Genomic DNA, 22,477 nt, shown 5'->3' on the forward strand with positions numbered 1-22,477 from the left:
GCCGATCAGCCGCCACCAGCCGCCACCCGTTTGGTCGAACCCTGGTGATTCTTTGGAGAGTCTCTACAAGCGACCCGCGGCGAGTTGGTTGCCGTCGTTACCAGCACGAGACCTTGGTCGCTGGTTGACTGATCCTCGTGCTGGCGATCGTCGCTCCCGGACAGGGAGCCCAAAAACCCGGAATGCTCACCCCGTGGCTGGAGCTACCCGGCGTGGCGGAATCGCTCGCCCGGTTCTCCGCCGCCGCCGAGCTGGATCTGCACCGGCTGGGCACCGAGGCGGATGCCGAGGAGATCAAGGACACCGCGATCACCCAGCCGCTGGTGGTCGCCGCCGCACTGCTGGCCGCCGAGCTGCTGCCGATTCCGGCCAACGGCGTCACCGCCGGGCATTCGATCGGTGAGCTCGCGGCCGCCGCCGTCGCCGGCGTCATCGACGCCGAGCAGGCGGTCGGGCTGTCGGCCCTGCGGGGCCGGGCGATGCGGGAGGCCTGCGCGCTGGTGCCGACCTCGATGGCCGCCTGCATGAACCCGGACATCGAGCTCATCCTGGCCGCGCTGGCCGAGCGGAACCTGGTGGGCGCCAACGTGAACGGCGCCGGACAGGTGGTCGCGGCCGGCGCCACCGCCGACATCGCGGCCCTGGCCGGGCATCCGCCGGAGAAGATCCGCGTCATCCCGCTGCAGGTGGCCGGCGCGTTCCACACCGACTACATGGGGCCGGCCCGGACCGCGCTCGCCCCGGCCATCGCCGCCGCCTCGCCGGCCGATCCGACCTGGCAGCTGCTCACCAACCGGGACGGCAGCGTCATCGGTTCGGGTCGTGACTACCTGGACCTGGTGCTGGGTCAGATCACTTCACCGGTGCGCTGGGACCGGTGCATGGCGTCGCTGACGGAGCTCGGCGTCACCGGAGTCCTTGAGCTGCCGCCGGCCGGCACCCTGGTCGGCCTGATCAAGCGCGACCGCAAAGACATCGCCACCCTGGCGCTGAAGTCCCCCGCAGACCTGGACGCCGCCCGGGCGTTCATCGCCGACCACGCCGGAGCCGCCGCATGAGCGCATCGATCACCCTGCCGGAGCATCCGGCCGCCACCCGCATCGCCGGCCTTGGTCACTTCCGACCGGAGCGGGTCGTCACCAACGACGAGCTGGCGAAGACCATCGACACCAACGACGAGTGGATCCGCACCCGGGTCGGCATCGCCGAACGGCACTTCGCGGCCGAATCGGACACCGTCGCCTCGATGGGTGCCGCGGCCGGGCGGCTGGCGATCGCCGACGCCGGCCTCACCTCCGCCGACATCGACCTGGTGATCGTCGCCACCTGCACGCTGCCCACCCCGATCCCACACGCCGCCACCAAGGTCGCCTCGCTGCTGGACATCCAGGCTCCGGGCGCCTTCGACATCAACGCCGCCTGCGCCGGCTTCTGCTACGGGCTGTCGACCGCATCGGCGCTGATCAGGGCCGGCGAGGCGCGCAACGTGCTGCTGGTCGGCTCGGAGAAGCTCACCGACTGGATCGACCCGGCCGACCGGGCGAACGCGATCATCTTCGCCGACGGCGCCGCCGCCGTGGTGGTGACCGGCGCCGAGACGGCCGAGATCGGGCCGGTGGCGTGGGGCTGCGCGATCGATCACACCGAGACCATCTACATCAAGGATCGCGAGTCGTTCATCTACCAGGAGGGCCAGACGGTCTTCCGGTGGGCGACCAGCGCGATCGCACCGGTGGCCATCGAGGCCGCCCGCCGTGCCGGGGTCGAGCTCTCCGACATCGACGTCTTCGCCTCGCACCAGGCCAACCTGCGGATCGTCGAGTCGATCGCCAAGAAGCTGATCGCCGCCGGCGCCAGCCCGGACATCACCATCGCCAAGGACATCGTGACCACCGGCAACACGTCCTCGGCCTCGATCCCGATCGCGCTGGACCGGATGCGGCAGGCCGGCGAGGTGCGCTCCGGCGACCTGGTGCTGGCCGTCGGATTCGGTGCCGGACTCACCTTCGGCTCGCAGGTGTTCCGCTGCCCGTAGCGGGGCATCATGACGCAGACGGCGCGGTCGGGCAGAATCGCGCCGAAGCCGCCGCACCGGAAGACCGGCGCGGCACCACCACCGAGAGGAACAACAGTGAGCAACGAGGACATCCTGGCCGGACTCGGCGAGATCGTCGAAGAGGTCGCCGGAGTGCCCGCGGCCGACGTGACCGCCGACAAGTCGTTCACCGACGACCTGGACATCGACTCGCTGTCGATGGTCGAGATCGCCGTTCAGGCCGAGGACAAGTTCGGCGTGAAGATCCCGGACGACGAGCTGGCCAACCTGAAGACGGTGCAGGACGCCGTCAGCTACATCGAACGCAACAAGGCCTGACCCGCCTCGCGGGACCGGCGTCCTGACCGGCCGTTCGCCGTTCGTCAGCGGAACTGACATCCAGGACGCCGGTCCGCGCAGCGGGCCGCCCACCGGGCTGCCCGGAAGCGCGTCACCAACAAGGAGCACATCGCACATGACAGACCACGACGTCGTCGTCACCGGTATCGGCGCCACCACTCCCCTCGGCGGGACCGCGCCGGAGACCTGGCAGGCCCTGCTGGACGGGGTCAACGGGGTGACGGCGAACACCGAGCCGTGGGTGGAGAAGTTCGACCTGCCGGTGCGGATCAAGGCTGCGCTCAAGGTCGAGCCGACCGAGGTGATCCCCCGGGTGGAGGCCCGCCGGCTGGACCGCTGTCAGCAGGTGGCACTGGTCGCCGCCCGCGAGGCCTGGGCCGACGCCGGCTCCCCAGAGATCGATCCCGAGCGGTTGGGCGTCGTGGTCGGCACCGGCATCGGCGGCGCGCTCACCCTGCTCGGCCAGGACGATCTGCTGGAGACCGAGGGGCTGCGCAAGGTCGCGGTGCTCACCATCCCGATGCTGATGCCGAACGGCCCGGCCGCCGCTGTCGGGCTGTGGGCGAAGGCCCGCGGCGGGGTGCACGCCCCCGTCTCCGCCTGCGCCTCCGGCGCCGAGGGCATCGCCTGGGCCTGGCGGATGATCCGCGACGGCGACATCGACGTGGCGATCGCCGGTGGCGCGGAGGCCTGCATCACCTCACTGCCGGTCGCCGGGTTCTCCCAGATGCGCGCCATGTCCACCCGCAACGACGACCCGGCGACGGCCTCGCGGCCGTTCGACGTCGACCGCGACGGGTTCATCCTCGGCGAGGGCGCCGGGATGATGATCCTGGAGCGCCGAGATCATGCCGTTGCACGGGGCGCCCAGATCTACGGCACGCTGGCCGGCGTCGGGATGAGCAACGACGCGTACCACATCACCGCCCCGGAGCCGAACGGCGAGGGCCAGACCAGAGCGGTCGAGAAGGCGATCCGCAGCGCGGGTCTGACGGCCGCCGACGTCGGCCATGTCAACGCCCATGCCACCTCCACCCCGGTCGGCGACGTCGGCGAGGCCAACATGATCAAGCGGGCCATCGGCGACCACACGGTGGTCACCGCCAACAAGTCGATGACCGGTCACCTGCTGGGTGCCTCCGGCGCCGTCGAGGGCATCGCCACCCTGCTCGCGGTCAAGCACGGCATCATTCCCGGGACCAAGAACGTGTTCAATCTCGACCCGGCCATCGAGGTCGACGTCGCTACCGAGAACCGCGAGGTCAACCTGACCGCCGCGCTCAACGACTCGTTCGGCTTCGGCGGCCACAACGTCGCCCTGCTGTTCACCAAGGACTGATGACCCAGTGACGGCCACCCCCGAAACTCCCACCGCCGCACCGGATCCGGCCGCCGTGGCCGCAGCAGCTTCGTCCGCGGCGGCCACCTCGGTCGCCGAAGGACCCCGCAAGCTCGATCCGCGGGAGCCGGAGGTGCGGCTGGTCGAACTGCTGGACCCGGGCACACTGGTCGGGCTGCACCCGACGGACACCTCGGGCGTCTGGGCGGTCCGCGGCCGGATCGACGGCGCGAAGGTGATCGCCTACTGCACCGACGCCACCCGGCAGGGCGGCGCGATGGGGTTCGATGGCTGCCGGCACATCGTCGATGCCATCGACACCGCCATCCGCGAGCGGATCCCGGTGATCGGGCTGTGGCACTGCGGTGGGGCGCGGTTGCAGGAGGGCGCCGCCTCGCTCGACGGCGTCGGCAACATGTTCGCCGCGATGGTCAGGGCCTCGGGCCGGGTGCCGCAGATCTCGGTGGTGCTCGGCGCCGCCGCCGGCGGCGCCGCCTACGGGCCGGCCCTCACCGACATCGTGATCATGTCGCCGGAGGGGCGGATCTTCGTCACCGGACCGGATGTGGTCAAGTCGGTGACCGGCGAACAGGTCGACATGGAGGCCCTCGGCGGGCCGTCGGCGCACGGCCGCAAGTCCGGCGTGGTGCACATCGTCGCCGACTCCGAGGAAGACGCCTTCGTCCGGGCCCGCAAGGTCACCTCGCTGTTCTCCCGGCCCGGCATTTCCGGGGTGGCCGGCATCGAGGACGATCCGGAGCTGGCAAACGTGTTGCCGGAGCAGCGGAATCGCGCCTACAACGTCCGGCCGCTGATCAACCGCATCCTGGACGAGCCGATGGAGGAACTGCAGGCGAAGTGGGCGCCGAACATCGTCGTCGGGTTGGGCCGGCTGGCCGGCCGGAGCGTCGGCGTGGTGGCCAACAACCCGCTGCGGCTCGGCGGCTGCCTCGACTCGGTCTCCGCGGAGAAGGCATCCCGTTTCGTCCGGATGTGCGACGCCTTCGGCATACCGCTGCTGGTGATCGTCGACGTGCCCGGCTACCTGCCGGGAGTCGGCCAGGAGTGGGACGGTGTGCTGCGCCGCGGCGCCAAGCTGCTGCACGCGTTCGCCGAGGCGGTGGTCCCCCGGGTCACCCTGGTGACCCGCAAGGCGTTCGGCGGCGCCTACATCGCGATGAACTCGAAAGCGTTGGGCGCCACCGCGGTCTTCGCCTGGCCGGATGCCGAGATCGCCGTGATGGGCGCGAAGGCGGCCGTCGGCATCCTGCACCGCCGCAAGATCGCCGCGGTGCCGGAAGAGGAACGGGAAGCCTTCATCGCCCAGCTCGCGCAGGAGCAGGAGAAGATCGCCGGCGGTGTCGCCAGGGCCGTCGAGATCGGGGTGGTCGACGAGGTCATCACTCCGGCCGAGACCCGCCGCCGGGTGGCCGAGGCGCTCGCCTCCGCGCCCGCCGGCCGCGGCGCCCACGGCAACATCCCGCTGTAGGTCTGACTCCTTCGGGGTACCACCGTCGACTTCTGGACATCTCCAGTGGGTGACTGCGTCGAGATCGGTACCCCGAAGACGAGGAAGGTCAGCCTGCGGCGCGAGCCTTGGCGGCCAGTGCCCGGTGCTCCGGCGAATCGATGACGCTCATCGGCGGTTGGGCTACCCGGGCCGAGGCGATCCGCAGCGCCAGCACCGCGGTCGCGGCATCCGTCAGCCGCGTTCGATCGAGGCTGCCGTCCTTGACCGCGGTGACGATCCCGACTGCCGCGGCCTGCGGGTCGAGCGGCATCAACAGCAGGTCCTGACCGGCCTTCAGCGCCCGCCACCCGGCCTCACTGGACGGGTAGGTCTGCGTCACCGGCGTCATCTGCATCGAGTCGGAGACCGTCAGTCCGCGATACTCGAGCCCGGCGCAGTCGCCGTATCCCTTGCCGCGCAAGATGTCCGTCACCGCGTGCGAGGACAAACTGGTGGGCAGGGTGTCGGAACCGATCGCCGGGAACAGCACGTGACCGGTCATCACCAGCGCGACACCAGCCTTCACCCCGGCGGCCATCGGTACCCGGTCGGTGGCGTTCCAGCCCGCGCAGTCGTCGGTCAGGGTCGGCAGTTCGTTGTGGGTGTCGGCGGCCACCCGGCCGATGCCAGGGAAGTGCTTGATGGTGGCGGCGACGCCGCCCGATTGATATCCGCGAACGGCCGCGGCGACCAACGCGCCGACCCGCTGCGGATCCGAGCCGTAGGAACGGCTGCCGATCCCGGACTCCCCCGAGGTGGGCAGCACGTCGGCGTCCGGCGCGAAGTCGACGTTGACGCCGACCGCCCGCATCTCGGCGGCGGCCGCCTTGGCCGACTGCTCGGTCAGTGCCACCGCGGTGTCGGTGTCGTCGATGGCGCCGAGCTCGCTCGCACTCGGGAAGTCGGTGAACCCGTGCACCAGCCTGGCCACCTCGCCGTACTCCTGGTCGACGCCGATCAGCAGCGGCACCCCGGCGGAGCGATCCCGCTGCGCCTGCAGCTTGGCCACCAACGTCTTCACCCGGGCAGGGGTGCCCGGTCCGGTGCCGTCGACGATGCCCTTGGTGCCCATCAGGATCACTCCGCCGTAGTGCTGCGCGGCGATGCTGCCGTCCGCCTGGGAGGCGATCGGCATGATCACCGACCCGGCGAGCTCAGTGGTACTCATCCCGGCCACCGTCGCCGCCGCGGCGGCGTGGTCTGCCGCGGTCACCTTCAGTGCCGCGACGGTCGGCTTCGGCGCCGCGGTGCTGCTGCCCTTGGTCGTCACCCTGGCCGGATCGCTGGTCGACGGTTTCGCGGCGGTCGTGCGGCGCGGGGTGGTCGCGGTCGGCCGCGCCGTGGTCACCGAGGTGGCCGCCGCGGACGTATCGGCAGCCGCCGCGGATGACGGCGCCACGGACCCGGCCACCGACGACCCGACCGCGGTGGAACGGTCCGACGACTCCCCCGAGGCGGTGCAGCCGCCGATCGTCAGGGCGACGAGCACGGCGGTCACCGCCGCCAGACGGCGGCCGGCTGACGCAGTTCGTACGGGCACAGATCTCCTTGGGTCAATTCCGTCACGGGGCGAGCTCCGTTCGGGGGGCGGGCGCTCGCCGGTCCGGTTCGGGTCCGGTGACGATTGGTTCGTCAGGCCTCGCACGGCGAGTGCCGGGCCAGGTTCTCGTTCGATCGGCCGATCAGCAGCGTGTCGTCGACCGTGGTCAGCGGCAGGGTCACGGTCCAATCGATACAGGTCGACTCCTGGTCAGGGGCGAACTCGGGTGCCTGCCGCGACCGGAAGGTGAGCTGCGCCTGCCGTGGCTCGGTCTCGATCGCCGTGATCGACATACCGGTGTCCGTAGTGGTGCTGTACTCGTTGCGCCACCGATCGCTCGAGATCGCCTTCGCCTGGTCCTTTGTCACGGTACCGGCCCAGAGCTGGTAGTCGCCGGCGTTGATCGCGTCGAAGTGACGTTGCAGCAGATCACGGATCTCGGAGGCCTGCGGATCCTTGCCGGCGGCCGCGGAGAGCCGGACCTCGGTGTCGTCGGTCAGGTCCCGGCCGGGGGCGGTGGTGAGTTCCGGCCCGACCGAGGCCGTCGGCGGTGCGGGCTCGGCGACCGAGCTGTCGGGCTCCGGCTCGTTGCCGACCGTGCTCCCGGCATCTTCGGTGCCCTGGTCGGGAACGGTGCCGCCGTCGGCTGCGGCGGTGTCTCCGGTGGATGCGGTGTCGTCACCGGCGGTGTCACCGGCTGTCGTTACGACTGCCGGACTGCTGTTCGGCTCGTCGGTCGGCGGGGTGGCAGCGGCGGCCTCGACTGCCGCCCGGTGCTGCCCCAGGAAATACGCGCCGACGCCGCCGGCCAGCAAACAAATCAACAGAGTGGCGAGCAGGGTGGCGGTCAGCCGCCGCTGGGTCATGCCCGTTCACCCGCCTTGTCGTCTTCTCGACCGTTCACCGATCGCTGCGCCGACGGCCATTGTGCCCGTCGTAGCTCGGCATGCTCGCGTTCAGGACGCGGCAGCCCGCGCGATCGTTGCTCGGCTGTGACGAATCCCGCGATCCGACGGGCGTCAGACGACCTGATGCAGCCAGGTGACGGGCGCGCCGTCACCGGCCCTGCGGTACGGCTCGAGTTCGGCGTCGATGTCGGCCCCGAGCAGCTGGTTCAGCTCGTGGGTGAGCTTCTCCGCACCGAAGCCGTGGGCCAGCAATGCCCTGATCCGGTCCTCACCGACCACGATGTCGCCGTTCGCGGCGGTGTTGGCCCGCCAGATCGCCCGGCCGGGCAGGTGGCAGATGCGCTCACCGTCGGCGCCGGGGCTGGGCTCTTCGGTGATCTCGAAGCGCAGCATCGGCCAGGCCCTGAGCGCCGCGGCGATGCGACTGCCGGTGCCCACCTCGCCGGACCAGGACACCTCGGCACGCAGCAGTCCCGGCGAGGCCGGTTGGTCGGTCCAGGTCAGGGTGACGCGGCTACCCAGGACAGACGAAATCGCCCACTCGGCATGCGGGCAGATCGCTGCCGGCGCCGAGTGGATGTACACCACACCCCGTGCCAGTGACTGACCAGCCATCACGCACCTCCGCTGTCTTTCGGCTCCGTCGTCTTCCCCAACGTGGAACCGAGCGCGGTGCTCGAGTGTGTCTCCGTCTGCAGTTGTGACGTGCTCGGCAGACCGACCGCGGCCGGAAACCGCAGCGACGCCTGAGCACATTGTGCACCCTGTGACGGGTGAGCGCCAGCGCAGCACGGCCCGCGTGTGGCGCCAGGCATCCCCGCCATCCCGGACCCAGGGCACAAAACGTCCCGGCCGTTCGGGACACCAGGCCCCTGACAACGGGACATTTCCCGCCATAGGTTGCCGCCCATGGTTTCCTGCCGGCGCCCGTGGCGGACGGTGTCCGCCGCCCTGGCCACCGTCCTCGGCCTGCTGTTGCTGCTCACCGCCGGCCTGCTCCCCGGGCTGCCGCCGACGGCCTCCGCAGCGGCCGCACCGGGCTGCGGGTGCGACAAGACCGGACCGTTCGTCGATCCCGCCTCGACGAAGCCGGCGGTCAAGCCGCCGGCACCGTTCAAGGCCGACGGCACCTCGCCGTCGGGGGCTTACACCGTGCAGTACGGCCAGGACGCCACCAACGCCACCCTGGTCATCACCCGCAGCAAGGACCAGCAGCGGGTCGCGACCCTGCACCTGGCGCTGTCGGAGAAGCCGCAATGGGGATTCAGCCCGGGCGACGATGAGTTCCTGGCGTTCGGCAGCGACTTCGCCCAGCTGTGGGACCTGACGTCGGTCGATCACCAGGTGTGGTCGCAGACCGGCGCGCCCGCGGCCTACGGCTTCAGCCCCCAAGGTGGCTACCTGCTGGAGATCCCGGCCGGCGCCACGCCGTCGGTCTTCGTCATCGACGCACACACCGGGGCGACCCGGTTGACCACCGAAGCGGTCGACAGCGAGGGCTTCAGCCCCGACGACACCCACTTACTCGCCTGGTCGGCAACCTCCGCGAAACTCTATGAGCTGCCGACCGGGCGGGTCGTGTGGTCGGACCCCGGACCGGCGCCCGACGCCTTCGGCTTCGCGCCCGGCGGCGGCTACCTGGAGATCAAGACCAGCACGAGTGCCACCCAGCTGACGACGACCGTCATCCGGACCAGCGACGGCGGTACCGCGTGGGCGTCCGGCACGATCACGCTAACCGAGCCCCCGATCGGTTCGAACGACAAGATCGGCGCCGAGGGCTCCGGGTTCGGCCCGGACGGCCGCAGCTTCGTCGAGGCCCATCGGCTGCCGAACGGAACGACGATCGGCTGGGCGCTGATCAATCTGAGCAGCGGAGCGACCAGAAGCCAGAACATCACCGCCGGGTCGGCCTTCTGGCAGTTCAGCCCCTGTGGCGACGCGATCGGCCTGGTGGACACCGTCGGCGTGGCGATGTACGCCACCGGCGACGGACATCAGCTCGGCAGCACCTTCCCCACCGGCGGCGCCGGCGTGTCCATGACGTCGACGGACAACTCGCTGGTCGCGACCGTCGGCGGCACCGATCACGTGATCGCCGCCAACACCGCCGGCGGGTCGTGCACGCCGCCGTCCGGGCTGACCATCGCCGATGCCGTTCTCCCGGACGGTGTTTCGACAACCGCGACCGTGACGCTGGCGAAGGCCGCGACGGCCGACACCGAGGTCTCGCTGACGGCGGATAGCGAACTGATCGACCTCCCGGCTTCGGTCACCGTCACCAAGGGCGCAACCACGGCGACCTTCACGATCACCGGGCAGGGTGCCGTGAGCAGCACCGAGGTGGTGCTCACGGCGACTTCGGCCGGAGTGTCCAAGGCGGCCACCGTCACCGTCCGGCCGCCACTGGTCACCGGGCTGACCCTCGAGCCCAGCACGGTCGCCGGCGGCGAGCCGGTGACGGCCACCGTCACCGTGGACGGCACCGCACCGAACGGGGGCACCTCCGTCGACCTGGCCAGCTCCGGTTCCGCGGCGTCGGTACCGGGCGTGCTGGTGATCGATCCGGGCAAGAGGTCGGGCACCGTCGTCGTCAGCACCACGACCGTCGTCGCGGCCACCGCCGTGAAACTCACGGCCAAGACCGGAAGCTCCTCGGCCACAGCGACTCTCACCGTGCAGCCGGTGCAGGTGACCGCGTTGTCCGTTCCCGACGACCCGCTGCCGATCAGCAGTGACGTGCCGTTCCCGGTCACCGTCCGGCTCAACGGTCACGCACCGGCCGGTGGGCACGTCGTCACGTTGCGCAGCGCCGACCCCGAACTCGCATCGATACCGGCGTCGGTGCTGGTGCCGGCCGGGCGCACCGGCGTCACGGTGACCGTCACCCCGCACCCGATCGCGCTGCCGGAAGACTGGAACCCCACCAACAATGGCAAGCGGTCGGTCGTGCTGACGGCCTCCGACACCTCCGGTTCGGCGCAGCTCGCCGTGACCCTGGTTCCCCCGGTGCAGCTGAACTACGCACACTTCGAGGGAGGCGGTTATGCCGACAACTCCACGGCGTCGGCGGGAGAGCCGATCAGCATCATGGTCGCGCTGGCCCGGCCGTGGAACATCGCTGTCGAGGGCGACACCAAGGTGATCTCGCTGTCCACCGACCGGCCCGATCTGGTGTCGTTGCCGCTGGTGGACGGCCGGCCCGGCTACGCCGTCACCGAAGACGGCGACGGCGACATCTCCGGCGCCACCTGGGAGCGGGATCTGTCGATCTCGGTGCGTCCGGTCAGCGAGCCGACCATCGCGGTCATCACCGTGTCGATCGGCGAGACGAGCGTCGATCTCACCCTGGACATCGAACCGCCGGCGCCCGGGACGATCTTCACCATCGCCGGGACCGGTCTGGGCGTCGGTGAACAGGGCTCGACACCATCGACGATTCAGCCGGGCGTCGCCAGCTCCGACCCGCTGCAGACCGACCTGTGCGGCTGCATCGCCGAGGCACCGGCGCCGGTCAAGGATGTCGCTGTTGCCGCCGACGGAACCGCTTACGTCTCGTACTCGACGGTCGCGCCCAACACCACCTACCACCCGACGCCGATCCCGCCCGGCATCGCCAAGGTCGATGCGTCCGGGCTGGTCAGGTTTGCCGATCTCTCCGGCGAGTTGGACACCGGAGCGGACGCCGACGGCCATCCGTCCAGCGGCCAACTCGACCTCGATACGGCCGGGAACCTGTATGTCGCGACCGGCCACTCGATCATCAAGGTCGCCCCCGACGGAACCAAGGCGACGGTGCCAGGGACCGAGGGCCTCGGACAGCTGGCCGACGTCACCGTCGACCTCGCGGGCAATCTGTACGTCGCCGACTGGTCCGCGCGCCGGGTGTGGCGGATCAGCCCCGCCGGCGCCGTCACGGCCTATGCCGGGAGCGGCGTCGATGGCTCCAGCGGCGACGGTGGCCCGGCGACGCAGGCCCGGCTCGGGCCGGTGTACCTGGACATCAGCCCGCTCGGTGTGCTCTACCTCGGCGACATCGAGCACCACGAACTGCGCGCCGTCGATCCCGACGGAACCATCTCGAGCATTGCCGGGACCGGGACCGCCGGTCTGGGTCAGGACGGCAGACCGGCGGCTGACGAACCGGTGGACAGCCCCAATCCCACCGCCACCCAGGGCGGCGGGGTGCTGTTCGCCGACGACTACGATGTGCAATTCATCGATCCCGCCGGCTATCTGCACCACATCGCCGGTGAGGGGTCGCGGGGCGAATGCTGCGGGCAGCTCAGCACCGTCGGCGGAGTCACGGCCGACGGCGGTGGCAACGTCTACATCGCCGACGCCGAGAACAATCGGGTGCGCGAGGTCGGGCACGCCTACCAGCTGTTCGACGTCCCGCCGATCACCGTGACCGGGGCGGCTCCGTTCGGCGAGGTCGCACTCGGCGCGCAGAGCGCGGCGCGCACGCTGACGCTGACCGACGACTCGGACCGGCCGATCACCCTGGGCGCGCTGGACGTCGCCGACCAGCCCGTCGACGGGACTCCGATCGGGGACTATCCGCTGTCCGCCGACACCTGCAGCGGCGCGACTCTGCAGCCGGCGCAGACCTGCACGGTCGATGTCCGGTTCCGGCCACTGGGCCCGTTCGGGCGGCCCGGGATCCTGCGGGCGCAGGTCAACGCATCGGGAACGCAGGCCGGCTACCAGTACGCCCTCGACGAACTCGACGGAACCGGACTGAGCCCACTGCAGGCCACGCCCACGACGCTGAACTTCGGCTCGGTCTCCCCCGGGCAGGTCGGTGACGAGCAGGCGGTGACGGTGACCAACGGCTCCGGATCGGCCGTTACCTTGGGCGGGCTCGAGGCCGGCGGTGACCCGGCCTTCGCGGTGACGAAGGACGAGTGCAGCAATACCGTGCTCGCGGCCGCCGGGTCCTGCACCCTCTCGGTGAGCTATCGGCCGGGCGCAACGGGATCCGATTCGGCCACTCTGGCGCTGACCGGGCCGAGCCCGCTGGACGGCGACACCGCTGTGGTGCGCTACCTCGAGGTCGATCTGTCCGGTAGCAGCGGAACGGACACGACTCCGTCGACGACCGAAACCACGCCAACGACCGAGACCACCGAGACCACTCCGATCACCGAGACCACCGAGACCACCGAGACCACCGAGACCACCGAGACCACTCCGACCACTCCGACCACCGAGACGACGGCGACCACCACGACCACCCCGACGGCGACCACCCCAACCACATCCACCCCGAGGAAAACAACGTCGACCAGGGCGACGCAGACCACTGCGCCGACCGCGACAACGACGCCCACTTCAACGAGGGCGCCCACCTCGACCACAGCGCCCACGTCAACAACTGCACCCACCTCAACGGCGGCACCCAGGTCAACCGCGCCACCCGCCGCGACCGCGGCTACCGGGACGGTCCGGCAGGGCGATCCGCAGACGGTCAGCGGCTCCGGGTTCGACCCGGGCGAACCGGTGCAGGCGTGGCTGCACTCGCAACCGATCGATCTCGGGGTCGTGCATGCCGACGCCGCCGGGATCGCATCGGTTCGGTTCACCGTGCCGAACACCCTGGCGACGGTGAACCACACGGTCGAGCTGATCGGGCTGACGTCCGGTGTCACTGCCACCGTCGGCTTCGTGGTGTCGGCCGGACCGCCACCGATCACTACCCAGCCGACAGCACCCGGCACCAACGGCACGTCACGGCCGACGGAGCAGCAGATCGCCTACACCGGTTCGCCCACCTGGCAACTGCTTGCGGTCGGCGGGCTGCTGGTGCTGCTGGGGCTCTGGCTCCGGGCCGCAGCCCGGCGCAGCGCTAACCCGGGTCGGCACACCGGGTCCGGCCCTCGGCATTAGTCAGCGCCCGGCGGGGCCGGCTCAAGGGCAGAGCAGGCGATCGCCGTTCATCATGCCGACGGCGTGAGCAGTTCCCAGTGACCCTCGGACAGCACCTCGACGGTGCCGTCGACCACCGAAATGGCCGTTTGGTCGTCGATCGCATACGCCGGTCCCGGGATCCTCGTCGCCCAGCTGCGCGCGCGGTCGAGCGTGTTGCTGGACCAGCCCGGGTAATCCAGATGCGGAAAGATCGAGAAGTCGACGACGCCCAGAACCTCGTCACCGCCGTCGGGGTGCCAGTCGACGAACTCGCGGCCGATCCGAGGCGTCATCACCATGCTGCCGGCACTCACTCCGACCCAGACGGTGTCCCGCAGCGACGGAAGCAGATCGGCCAGCCCCGATTGCCGCATCCAATGGCAGAGGTAGATCGCCTCGCCGCCGTCGACCAACAGGACGTCTGCCTCGCGGACCCACGGAACCCAGCGGTCCTCGGCGATGCTCGGCAGTGCGGTGAGCTCGAGGACGCCGATCGATTTCCAGCCCAGGCCGCACAGTCCGGGGTCGTCCCCCCACTCGCCGGCGATCGACCGCCACACCGATGCGGGCGAGCAGGCCGGCTGGCCCCACTGCGCCGTCGGGATGAACAGCGCGCTCGACTCGCTGATCGGCTTCCCCAACAGATCGACCAACGCTGTGCGGATGCTGGTGTTGGTGACTCCGCCGGAGGTGAGTAGCAGTTTCATGATGAGCCTTCTTGTGACCGACGGTCGCCGGGGAGAACTGGTTGCAAAGTGCGAGTAGTTGGCGAGACGCTAGCACAACCGGTTGCGAAGTACTATCAGCCTGATGGCTGACTTCCAAGACGTGGTGCACCGGTCGGGTTGCCCGATCAACCTGGCCGTCGAGGTGCTGGGCGACCGGTGGTCGCTGGTGGTCCTGCGCGACGTGATGTTCGGCGATCGGCACTACTTCCGCGAGCTGCTGACGAGGTCGCAGGAGGGGATCGCGTCCAACATCCTCGCCGACCGGCTGCGGCGGCTGGTCGCCAACGGGCTGTTGTGGCGGTCCGCCGACGAGACCCACCGGCAGAAGATCCGCTACAGCCTCACCGAAGCGGGCGTGCAGCTGGTGCCGGTGATGGCGGCACTCGGCTCCTGGGGGCGGCGACACATGCCGGCCGGCCACGAGCTCTCCGTCCGCGCCGAGCTGCTCGAGCGGGGCGGGCCCGAGCTGTGGGACAGGTTCATGGACGAGCTGCGCGAGCAGCATCTCGGCATTCCGCGCCCGGCGGGGACGCCGTCGGTTTTCGCCGAGCTGCAGGCGGCATACGAAGCCGCGGTCGAGCAGGCAGGCTAGCGCCAACGATCGCGCAGCCGCGATGACGGGTGCCCCAGAAACGCAAGAAACCCCCTGGGAGACGCAAGAAACCCCCTGGCGAGAGGGGGTTTCCTGGGCATTTCACCTGGTCCTGGCTCCCCCGGCTGGACTCGAACCAGCAACCGTCCGATTAACAGTCAGAAGGTTGGGCCGTCCAGATGTATCATTCATAGGCTCCCATCAGGCAAAATGTCTACAGGGCGCTACGGGGTCCCGTGGTAACCTATGGGTCCCTGAATGGGTCCCCGGCCTCACCAGCAACCAAGGCGGTAACAGTCATGGCGGTGTACGAAGACGCGAACGGTGTGTGGTGGGCGAAGATCGACGCGGGCTACACCAAGAGTGGCGGCCGGCGCAGGATCAAACGCAGCGTCAAGCCCAAAGGCGAGAAGGGCAAGAAGGCCGCCGAGGTCGAGGAACGCAAGCTGCTGCGCGCGAAGAACGAGGGCACGCTCACGATCAAATCCACGAAGGTCAAGGCATGGGCCGACGAGTGGCTGGAGCGGCAGGCATCACGCGTCCGGCCCAAGACGTGGCTCGGCTATCGGACCACCGTCAGCTACATCATCCCGACGATCGGTCACAAGGATCTGGATAAGCTCACTCCGGCCGATGTGCGGGCCGTTGCTGCCAAGGTCAAGGCCGATGGAGGGAACTCGACCACGGCGCGCGGCCACCAGACTGTCACCGTCAAGATGCTGCGCGATGCACTGGCCGAGGGTCACAAGGTTCCGGCCCCTGTCTTTGTGGTGGAGCTGCCGAAGATAGCGACGAACGATCGAGATGCGATCCCCGGTGACGATGGCCGCGCGCTACTCGCCACCGCAGCCCAACTCCCCGACGGATCCCGCTGGGTCGCCGCGCTGCTACAGGGCATGCGTCAGGGTGAGTGTCTGGGGCTGACGTGGCAGTGTGTCGACCTCGCACGCAACACACTCGACGTGTCTTGGCAGCTACAGGCGCTCCCCTACGCCCACGGCTGCGACCCGAAGTGTGGCCGCAAGTTCGGCGGCGATTGCCCGCAACGGTTCCTCCAGGTGCCCGATGGATACGAGTACAGGATCCTGTACGGCGCGGTCTGCCTCGTGCGCCCCAAGTCCAAGAGCGGCAAGCGCATCATCCCGCTCGTGCCCTGGATGGCCGCCGCGCTCCGAGGATGGAAGCGTGAAGCGCCGGCCTCGCCGCACGATCTCGTGTGGCCCGACGCGACAGGCGAACCGCGTGACCCCGACGACGACCGAGCCGTATGGAAGGCCCTACAGGACGCCGCGAAGGTAGCGTTACCCGAAGGCCGCCACTGGCACCTGCACGAAGCGCGGCACACCACCGCGACGCTGCTCCTGGAGGCCGACGTGGATCCCCAGACCGTCATCGCCATCATGGGACACGCGTCGATCGTCACGTCCCGCGGATACCAACACGTGCCGCAGGCATTGGCCCGGCAGGCGTTGGAGCGGGTAGCCGAGCGGTTGGGATTGCCCTCGGGTGAAACCGCCACATGACGTCGCGATCAGCTACGACACGATCCCGATGATGATGGCAATGGCGATGGCCGTGAAGACCACGATGTAGGCCCAGTCGCTCGGGAGTAGCGGGTTCTTCCCGGCCGCCTTGCGCTCCTTGCGACGCCGCGCCTTGTCGTCGGTGATCGCCTTCGTGGCGGCAGCTGTTCCGAGGTTCGCGCCATTGACCGTGCCGCCCTTGGCGATCGTGTTGATCCCGGCCGCGAACTTGCGTGCATCGTTCGACAGCTTCGGGTCAACGCGCATCGCCATCGAGTACTCGGGAGCGTCGACCAGGATGTACAGCTCGCGGTTGTCCTTCTTCTTCTGCCACGCCAGCGCGAAGACTCCGGTCAGCAGGATCCGGGACGCGGTGATCCGCTTGTCCAGGTTCCCGGCACTGTCCACCGTGGCAACGGCGCCTTCCAGCGACCCGCCCTGGCCGGCACATCGGATCGTCTTCGCATCCGTGTTCAGCGTCATCACGCCATCGAGCGTCTTCAATGGCCATTGCGCCATGGTGATCAGCTTCCTTTCAAGCAACCTGAGTAGCGGACATCCTCCGTGCGAGTCGGGGGATCACCTCGTGAGTCTCGCCATCGACCATGCATCCCAGACAACGCTCCTGACCTAACGCCATCACCTTCTGCAGAGCCGCCCGCCGCCGGAACGGCGTCAGCCTCTCTGACACCTCGACGTGTTGCAGCCCCGCAAGATAGAGAGCCGCCCGGCCCGCCGGCAGATCCGTCACGTAGACGTTGATCCCGTGCTGATCCATCCATCGATCTACAGAATGCATTCCCCTGCGCCCCATCCGACCCGAGCCCGACCCCATTGGTTAACTCCTTACCGGCAGAGGTTACGGGGCGACACGCTCCGTAGGCAATAGCAGTCAGGGTGAACGCGCGCAACACGAACGGGTGTATTCGTGGCAGGGATCACCCCGCCTCTCCCCCGTTTGCGTCATCATCGTCAACCCACAGCACCTCCGAGCGCGCCATCAACGCCTCGGCCTGCTCCACAACCTCAGACATCGTGACCCCAAGGGCAGACGCGTAGGCCCACGCCTTGTCGATGCTCAGCGTCCGAGAGTTCTGGCTCTCCATGTTCGAGGTCGTCGTCCGTGAGATCTCACCTGGCGACGTGCCAAGTCGGGTTGCCAACTCCCGGCCGCTCACGCCTAGTTCCTTCATCAGCACTGTCACAGCCAGGCGCACGTAGCGCTCGTACAACCGGTCGTCGTTCATGATCAGGAGAGTACAGATCTGGCGTACTAGATACCGGAACGGGTGACGGAATCCGCCGATCGGGTGATTAACCGATCTGGTGTTGTTCAGAACCGATCTGGGGTCTACAGTAACCATCATGGTTAACCAGACGGCAGCGCTGCTACAGGTCGTGCAAGCCGAAGTTGCCCGGTCGGGTCGGAGTCAAGCCGACTTGGCCGCCGCTTCTGGAATCAATCGCGTCACGTTAGGCCGCCGGCTCAACGGCTCGATCCCGTTCACCTGGGACCAGCTGTATGCCCTCGGCCGTGCGCTCGGAGTGACCCCACTCAGGTGGTTCGCCGAGATCGAGGCTGCACAGTCGCAGCCGTCCTAAAGGGACCCGATCCTTCACAACTCCATACAGCGCACGGACGTAGATACGGGAGCACCCACGCCATCGGGTGTTGCTACACGCCAAGTGAGGTCGGCCAGGCAGCCGAAGGAACCCACCACTGGTAGGGAACGGAATCCGAGCGCGGCACACGAGGGCCGGTATGTCCCGGATCGCTTGTGATGCAACACCAATCAGCAATGCCCCGCCCAGCCCAGTGCCGCACGGACCTCCGAGCGCGTGGATGGCTGGCCGCCGAGTTCAAGTCGGGCCGGGGCACGTATCCGCACCCAGTGGCTATGCCTGCCACGCATCGGGTGCAAGCGCTGCCAGTAGCGGCGAACGGTCATGCCGACCGAACGGGGCGCGCCATCGACGCCCACAGCGCACCGACACCAATCCCCCACCCCGACCGGAAGGACCGACCATGAAGTCAACCCCGACACCGCTCACCGTGCACGCATCAGCCTGCACCACCCGCACCTATCAATACCAGGCGCCATGGAAGTTGCGAGCGCCGATCATCGCCGTCTGCACCACCCCGAACTGCGGCGCCACTCGCCGGCTCGTTGGTCGTGATGTTCCCAAGCCGATCTCGGAGTTGGCCCAGTGAGCGCGCCGACCAAGTGGGCGGTTCTCAGCGAGAACTCCACCGGCTACCGCAGTACCAGCCTGTATGGACCGTACAGAGATCTCAGCATGGCCATCGCCCAGGCCGAGAGCTACGCGGCGGACTGGGATGGCTCGAACCCCCGCCGATACGCCGTCGTTGAACTGGTCGAGCACTACATCACGGAGAGCACCCGATGACCGCGCCGAAGCTGTTCCTCACACTCCCCGAAGCTGTTGCGGCAACGGGTATGAGTCGGGAGCAGATCAAGAAGTACATCCACACTACGAATCCGAACGATCACCTACCGGCCAAGAAGCTGGACAACGGCCGCTACCTGATCAAGGTCACCGTGTTCAACGAGTGGTTCGAGCGGCAGGCAGACGCATGAGCGCGCGAGATGACGCGCGACCGAATGCCGTCGAGCCACTAAGGCGAACGCCGCACTGCTACCGGCAGGGATCTGTCGCATCGAGCCCGACGACCCTTGTCGGGGCGGGGTCGGGTAGAGGGCTTAGCGACGACGATTCGGAGTGTGCGTTCTGCTTCACGGAGACTGGTCTCCATTCCCGGTCCTGCCCAGTCGGGAAATCCAAGGGGTCGGCATGACCACACTCCCCCGATTCTCCCACGCCGAGATCCGTTCGTTCGCAGACTGGCTGATCGACCAGGGTTGGACGTACACGGGCGACGACGCGGACGGTCACGCACTGTTCAGCTACCCGAATGGTGCGGCCTACAAGTTGCCCGAGACGCCGCGTTACTTCCCCGTCCAGCGAAACCGGGTCGCGGTCCAGAAGTTGATGGGCCACAAGGTCGACGGCAAACGTTCTGCCGCCGCTGCCCGTGATCGTCAAGCGCGTGAGGCATTGCGTGCCAGGGAATACCAGCAACACAGAGACGACGAACTGTCCCGGATCGTTGCACGCATCGACTCACGAGATGAGCGGGCACAGCAGCAGATCCGGGAAGCAGCCGACGAACTTGGTTGCCATGCCAGCGTCCGGGCCATTGATGCCCGACGCCGAGAGCTGATGTCAATCGCTGCCCTGATGGGTACGCGCATCCCTTAGGAGTTCCGTCGTGGACCAGCGCAGCAAGAACCGATGGTGGGAACACTCTCGCCCCGGTCATGAACTGACACCGGAGGGCAGTCCGCTCTCTGGCAATCAATTCTCTGGACGTACGTACGTACTTCGCGGCCACGTCATCCACCGGTGCTCATGTGGCTGGTTCGGATGGATCCACCCCTCACCCAAGGAGTTCCAGTGAACACCGTTGTTTCCGTGGTCCTCATCATCGCGGGACTGAACCTGCTACTCGTGGCCGTCCTGCTGGTCGGCTTCATCCGTCGCCCATTCTCGAAGCGCAACACGATCGGCCATGCGCTGCAACACGTTGACGATCCGGTCGACTTCTACCCGGCCGAGTTCGTTGAGGTCGACTGGGAACAGCTCGTGTTCCACAACGCCGACTTCGATGACGAGTGCGACAACCTGTACGGCAGCGAGTCATGACCACTCTCGCCGACGCCTTCATCATCCTCCCCGACGCACACGGACCAACCAGCCACCACGACCCCAGCAACATGCGCCCCGAGATCGAGGCCAGGTTGCATCGTCGTCGGCGGCTCGTGTTCGACATTCGCCTAGGCCGATCCGTTGTGCGGCCTGCATACCACCAGGAGCGTCCGTCGTGATCTTCGAATACGGATCAGCACCCCGAGGCCAGCAACCCAAGCCGCTGCCCTACTTCGTGCCCGTCGGCTACCAGCGCTACGACCTCATGACCGACTCGAACGGCAACCTGTACCTACAGGACGCCGTGACCTGGACCAGCCAGCCTGACCCGAGGGCCAAGCGCTGGGATCCGATTGGGCCGGTGGAACTGTGATGGACCTGCAAATCGGCAACGGCGTGCTGAGCTTCCCGATCCCCGCTGACCCATACTTCGTGGACGTGACCCGTTGTGACGACGGCGAGTGGCTCATCGGCATGAAGGACGTCCGGATCCACGGCACCGACGAGACGGTAGAGCGGCTGGTCTTCGAGGCCATCTGCCAGATCGTCGATGCCCACGGTCGCAACGCGGTTGAGCGCATGGTGCACGAGGCCATCGCCAAGACCTATGCGCGGCAGGCGGTGGCATCGTGACCGCCGCAGAAGTAGACCCATTGCACCCTTGCCCTGAATCCGTGTCGGTCGTCTCCGGTCACCGTGAGGACTGGCTGGCGAAGCGCTCCACTGGCATCGGCGGCTCCGACGTGTCGGCGATCCTGGGCATGAACAAGTACTCCAGCCCCCGCGACATCTGGCTGTCGAAGACTGGGCAGGGCAAGGACGCTCACTCGTGGCCGATCATGCGGGGCAACGCACTGGAGCGCCCACTGCTGGATTGGTTCGCCGAGCAGACGGGCCGGGCGGTTGCGTCTCTACCCATGCAGAGGAACGTCGAGCGGCCTTGGATGCTCGGGTCGACTGATGGGATCTCCGGCGACGGGATCCTGGAAGCGAAGACGGCGAGCTACTGGGTGGGACGGCATGACTGGGCCGACGGCATCGCGGACCACGCCGAGATTCAGATCCAGTGGTACATGGCCGTTACCGGTCTCACTCATGGCTGGGTGATTGCGGCCCTGGGCGATGACGATCCGGTGATCAAGCCTGTGCAGCGCGACCAGAAGCTGATCGATGTGCTGATCGATGCGGCCGAAACCTTCTGGGTGCACAACGTTCTCGGCGAGGTCGAGCCTGAGCTGACGTGGCTGGATCGCGGCACCGTCGCCGACGAGTACCCGACCGTTGAGCGTCACCGGGTGGACGGCTCGGCCGAGGTGGACGTGCAGATCACCACCCGTCAGTGGGCGGCCGACGAGATCAAGCGGGTCACGAAGATCAAGGACGCCGCCGAGGCCGAGATCATCCAAGCCTTGGGCGACGGCGACCACCTTGTGATCGACGGCCAGGTCGCCGCCACCCGCAAGGCGCGGAGCACCACCAGGTTCGACCGTTCCGCCGCCGAGGCTGACGGCCTGGACCTCACCCCGTACATGAACACCACCGAATCCCGCGTGCTCCGCATCCCCGCGAAGCGCGCCCCCTGGAAGGAAATCTGATGGGCTGCGACATTCACCTGTACACCGAAGTGCAGAGCGACGATGGAACCTGGCGCACCACAACCGAACCAGTGGTCGCGGACGCTGGGACGGAGGACGAATACACCAGCCTGGAAGCTACGTTCCGCGGGCGAAACTACGACCTGTTCGCCATCTTGGCTGGCGTTCGAAATGGCCGCGGCTTCGCCGGTACCGATCTCGGGGACCCGACCGTGCCGATCTCCGAACCCCGCGGGATTGCCGACGATGCATCCGAGCAATACCGCGCCGAGTCGGACCGGTGGGGCGTCGACGGCCACTCGCACAGTTACTTCACCCTGACGGAGTTGCTGCGGCACACCTGGACCGAATCGACTACAACGCACCGGATGTGGGTGCGACGCAAGAAAACCGCGTCCGCGATGAGCCAGTACCTACTCAGTCAGGGACTCGATGACCCTGACAAATTCGCGGCCCGGATGCAGGAGATCTTTCAGTCCACCGGGGAAGACGGATACCGCTATCTGGAGAACTGGGAGGCCGAGGGTTGCGGTCGCTCCAGTGAAGGCCAGGGTGCATCTGGCTGGCGCACGATTCAGTGGACGACCAATCACCTTGAGTCGGCCGGTTCGAGTTGGTCGAAGTTCCTGGTGTCCCTGTGCTCGCTGGCTGCGACCTACGGACTGACCAACGACCAGGTCCGCATCTCCTTCTTCTTCGACAACTGAG

Annotated in this window: 23 protein-coding genes and 1 tRNA gene; 17 read left to right on the forward strand and 7 right to left on the reverse strand. The window is 68.2% G+C overall.

The features are described 5' to 3' along the window. Nucleotides 1-137 precede the first annotated feature (137 nt). From K340_RS26480 to K340_RS0100600, 5 genes are all read left to right on the forward strand, one after another. The gene (locus K340_RS26480) at nucleotides 138-1,058 is read left to right on the forward strand and encodes an ACP S-malonyltransferase (protein ID WP_037362138.1); all 921 of its coding nucleotides are present in this window, start codon (nucleotides 138-140) and stop codon (nucleotides 1,056-1,058) included. Next, a complete protein-coding gene (locus K340_RS0100585; protein WP_029135277.1) occupies nucleotides 1,055-2,035 on the forward strand; it encodes a beta-ketoacyl-ACP synthase III in 981 nt (326 codons plus the stop codon). Before K340_RS26480 ends, K340_RS0100585 begins: the two co-directional genes overlap by 4 nt. A 96-nt stretch (nucleotides 2,036-2,131) precedes the next feature. Continuing rightward, complete coding sequence (locus K340_RS0100590; RefSeq protein ID WP_029135278.1) at nucleotides 2,132-2,374, forward strand: acyl carrier protein; 243 nt, start codon at nucleotides 2,132-2,134, stop codon at nucleotides 2,372-2,374. 136 nt (nucleotides 2,375-2,510) lie between these two features. Next, nucleotides 2,511-3,734: a beta-ketoacyl-[acyl-carrier-protein] synthase family protein gene (locus K340_RS0100595; RefSeq protein WP_029135279.1), complete on the forward strand. Its 1,224-nt coding sequence runs from the start codon at nucleotides 2,511-2,513 to the stop codon at nucleotides 3,732-3,734. A 235-nt stretch (nucleotides 3,735-3,969) separates the two neighbouring features. Then, complete coding sequence (locus K340_RS0100600) at nucleotides 3,970-5,223, forward strand: acyl-CoA carboxylase subunit beta (RefSeq protein ID WP_407662194.1); 1,254 nt, start codon at nucleotides 3,970-3,972, stop codon at nucleotides 5,221-5,223. An 88-nt stretch (nucleotides 5,224-5,311) separates the two neighbouring features. Here the strand turns inward: K340_RS0100600 and K340_RS26485 are convergent, their stop codons facing one another. From K340_RS26485 to K340_RS0100615, 3 genes are all read right to left on the reverse strand, one after another. After that, a complete protein-coding gene (locus tag K340_RS26485) occupies nucleotides 5,312-6,784 on the reverse strand; it encodes a glycoside hydrolase family 3 N-terminal domain-containing protein (RefSeq protein WP_154673980.1) in 1,473 nt (490 codons plus the stop codon). A 92-nt stretch (nucleotides 6,785-6,876) separates the two neighbouring features. Next, on the reverse strand, nucleotides 6,877-7,650 hold the full coding sequence (locus K340_RS0100610) for a hypothetical protein (protein WP_029135281.1): 774 nt from the start codon (nucleotides 7,648-7,650) through the stop codon (nucleotides 6,877-6,879). Nucleotides 7,651-7,803: 153 nt separating this feature from the next. Continuing rightward, a complete protein-coding gene (locus tag K340_RS0100615; protein ID WP_029135282.1) occupies nucleotides 7,804-8,307 on the reverse strand; it encodes a DUF3145 domain-containing protein in 504 nt (167 codons plus the stop codon). A 294-nt stretch (nucleotides 8,308-8,601) separates the two neighbouring features. On the opposite strand from K340_RS0100615, the gene K340_RS0100620 reads away from it, so the two are divergent. Continuing rightward, complete coding sequence (locus K340_RS0100620) at nucleotides 8,602-13,581, forward strand: choice-of-anchor D domain-containing protein (RefSeq protein ID WP_154673981.1); 4,980 nt, start codon at nucleotides 8,602-8,604, stop codon at nucleotides 13,579-13,581. A gap of 50 nt (nucleotides 13,582-13,631) precedes the next feature. On the opposite strand, the gene K340_RS0100625 is transcribed toward K340_RS0100620, so the two are convergent. After that, nucleotides 13,632-14,309, reverse strand: a complete 678-nt coding sequence (locus K340_RS0100625) for a Type 1 glutamine amidotransferase-like domain-containing protein (RefSeq protein WP_029135284.1) — start codon at nucleotides 14,307-14,309, stop codon at nucleotides 13,632-13,634. A 103-nt stretch (nucleotides 14,310-14,412) separates the two neighbouring features. Here K340_RS0100625 and K340_RS0100630 point away from each other — a divergent pair, with 103 nt between their 5' ends. Beyond that, entirely contained in the window at nucleotides 14,413-14,922 is a 510-nt protein-coding gene (locus K340_RS0100630) for a winged helix-turn-helix transcriptional regulator (RefSeq protein WP_029135285.1), read from the forward strand. 113 nt (nucleotides 14,923-15,035) lie between these two features. Here the strand turns inward: K340_RS0100630 and K340_RS35555 are convergent. Continuing rightward, a tRNA-Asn gene (locus K340_RS35555) sits at nucleotides 15,036-15,146 on the reverse strand. Nucleotides 15,147-15,221: 75 nt separating this feature from the next. Between K340_RS35555 and K340_RS0100635 the strand changes: the two genes are divergently transcribed. Then, on the forward strand, nucleotides 15,222-16,445 hold the full coding sequence (locus tag K340_RS0100635; RefSeq protein WP_029135286.1) for a tyrosine-type recombinase/integrase: 1,224 nt from the start codon (nucleotides 15,222-15,224) through the stop codon (nucleotides 16,443-16,445). Between the two features lie 12 nt (nucleotides 16,446-16,457). Here the strand turns inward: K340_RS0100635 and K340_RS26490 are convergent, their stop codons facing one another. Both K340_RS26490 and K340_RS0100650 read right to left on the reverse strand, forming a co-directional pair. Continuing rightward, nucleotides 16,458-16,964, reverse strand: a complete 507-nt coding sequence (locus K340_RS26490) for a hypothetical protein (protein ID WP_154673982.1) — start codon at nucleotides 16,962-16,964, stop codon at nucleotides 16,458-16,460. A gap of 419 nt (nucleotides 16,965-17,383) precedes the next feature. Further along, nucleotides 17,384-17,692 carry a helix-turn-helix domain-containing protein gene (locus K340_RS0100650; protein WP_029135288.1) on the reverse strand — a complete coding sequence of 103 codons (309 nt, stop codon included), beginning with the start codon at nucleotides 17,690-17,692 and terminating at the stop codon, nucleotides 17,384-17,386. A 118-nt stretch (nucleotides 17,693-17,810) separates the two neighbouring features. Here K340_RS0100650 and K340_RS0100655 point away from each other — a divergent pair, with 118 nt between their 5' ends. From K340_RS0100655 to K340_RS33650, 9 genes are all read left to right on the forward strand, one after another. Continuing rightward, nucleotides 17,811-18,047: a helix-turn-helix domain-containing protein gene (locus tag K340_RS0100655; protein ID WP_084613902.1), complete on the forward strand. Its 237-nt coding sequence runs from the start codon at nucleotides 17,811-17,813 to the stop codon at nucleotides 18,045-18,047. Nucleotides 18,048-18,471: 424 nt separating this feature from the next. Then, complete coding sequence (locus K340_RS0100660; RefSeq protein ID WP_029135290.1) at nucleotides 18,472-18,657, forward strand: hypothetical protein; 186 nt, start codon at nucleotides 18,472-18,474, stop codon at nucleotides 18,655-18,657. Nucleotides 18,658-18,850: 193 nt separating this feature from the next. Continuing rightward, nucleotides 18,851-19,045: a histone H1/H5 family protein gene (locus K340_RS0100670; RefSeq protein WP_029135292.1), complete on the forward strand. Its 195-nt coding sequence runs from the start codon at nucleotides 18,851-18,853 to the stop codon at nucleotides 19,043-19,045. A 214-nt stretch (nucleotides 19,046-19,259) separates the two neighbouring features. Then, nucleotides 19,260-19,727 (forward strand): hypothetical protein, encoded by a 468-nt coding sequence (locus tag K340_RS0100675; protein ID WP_029135293.1) that lies wholly within the window; start codon nucleotides 19,260-19,262, stop codon nucleotides 19,725-19,727. A gap of 195 nt (nucleotides 19,728-19,922) precedes the next feature. Next, nucleotides 19,923-20,171, forward strand: coding sequence for a hypothetical protein (locus K340_RS0100680; RefSeq protein WP_029135294.1), 249 nt, complete (start codon nucleotides 19,923-19,925; stop codon nucleotides 20,169-20,171). Between the two features lie 178 nt (nucleotides 20,172-20,349). After that, a complete protein-coding gene (locus K340_RS0100690; RefSeq protein ID WP_029135296.1) occupies nucleotides 20,350-20,547 on the forward strand; it encodes a hypothetical protein in 198 nt (65 codons plus the stop codon). Then, a complete protein-coding gene (locus tag K340_RS0100695; protein ID WP_029135297.1) occupies nucleotides 20,547-20,807 on the forward strand; it encodes a hypothetical protein in 261 nt (86 codons plus the stop codon). Before K340_RS0100690 ends, K340_RS0100695 begins: the two co-directional genes overlap by 1 nt. After that, nucleotides 20,804-21,769, forward strand: coding sequence for a YqaJ viral recombinase family nuclease (locus K340_RS0100700; RefSeq protein ID WP_161632033.1), 966 nt, complete (start codon nucleotides 20,804-20,806; stop codon nucleotides 21,767-21,769). The genes K340_RS0100695 and K340_RS0100700 overlap by 4 nt, the downstream gene beginning before the upstream one ends. Next, a complete protein-coding gene (locus K340_RS33650) occupies nucleotides 21,769-22,476 on the forward strand; it encodes a hypothetical protein (RefSeq protein WP_051264701.1) in 708 nt (235 codons plus the stop codon). The genes K340_RS0100700 and K340_RS33650 overlap by 1 nt, the downstream gene beginning before the upstream one ends. Nucleotide 22,477 lies beyond the last annotated feature (1 nt).

The sequence above is a fragment of the Nakamurella lactea DSM 19367 genome (assembly GCF_000426645.1).
In the GTDB taxonomy this organism is placed as follows: Bacteria; Actinomycetota; Actinomycetes; order Mycobacteriales; family Nakamurellaceae; genus Nakamurella; species Nakamurella lactea.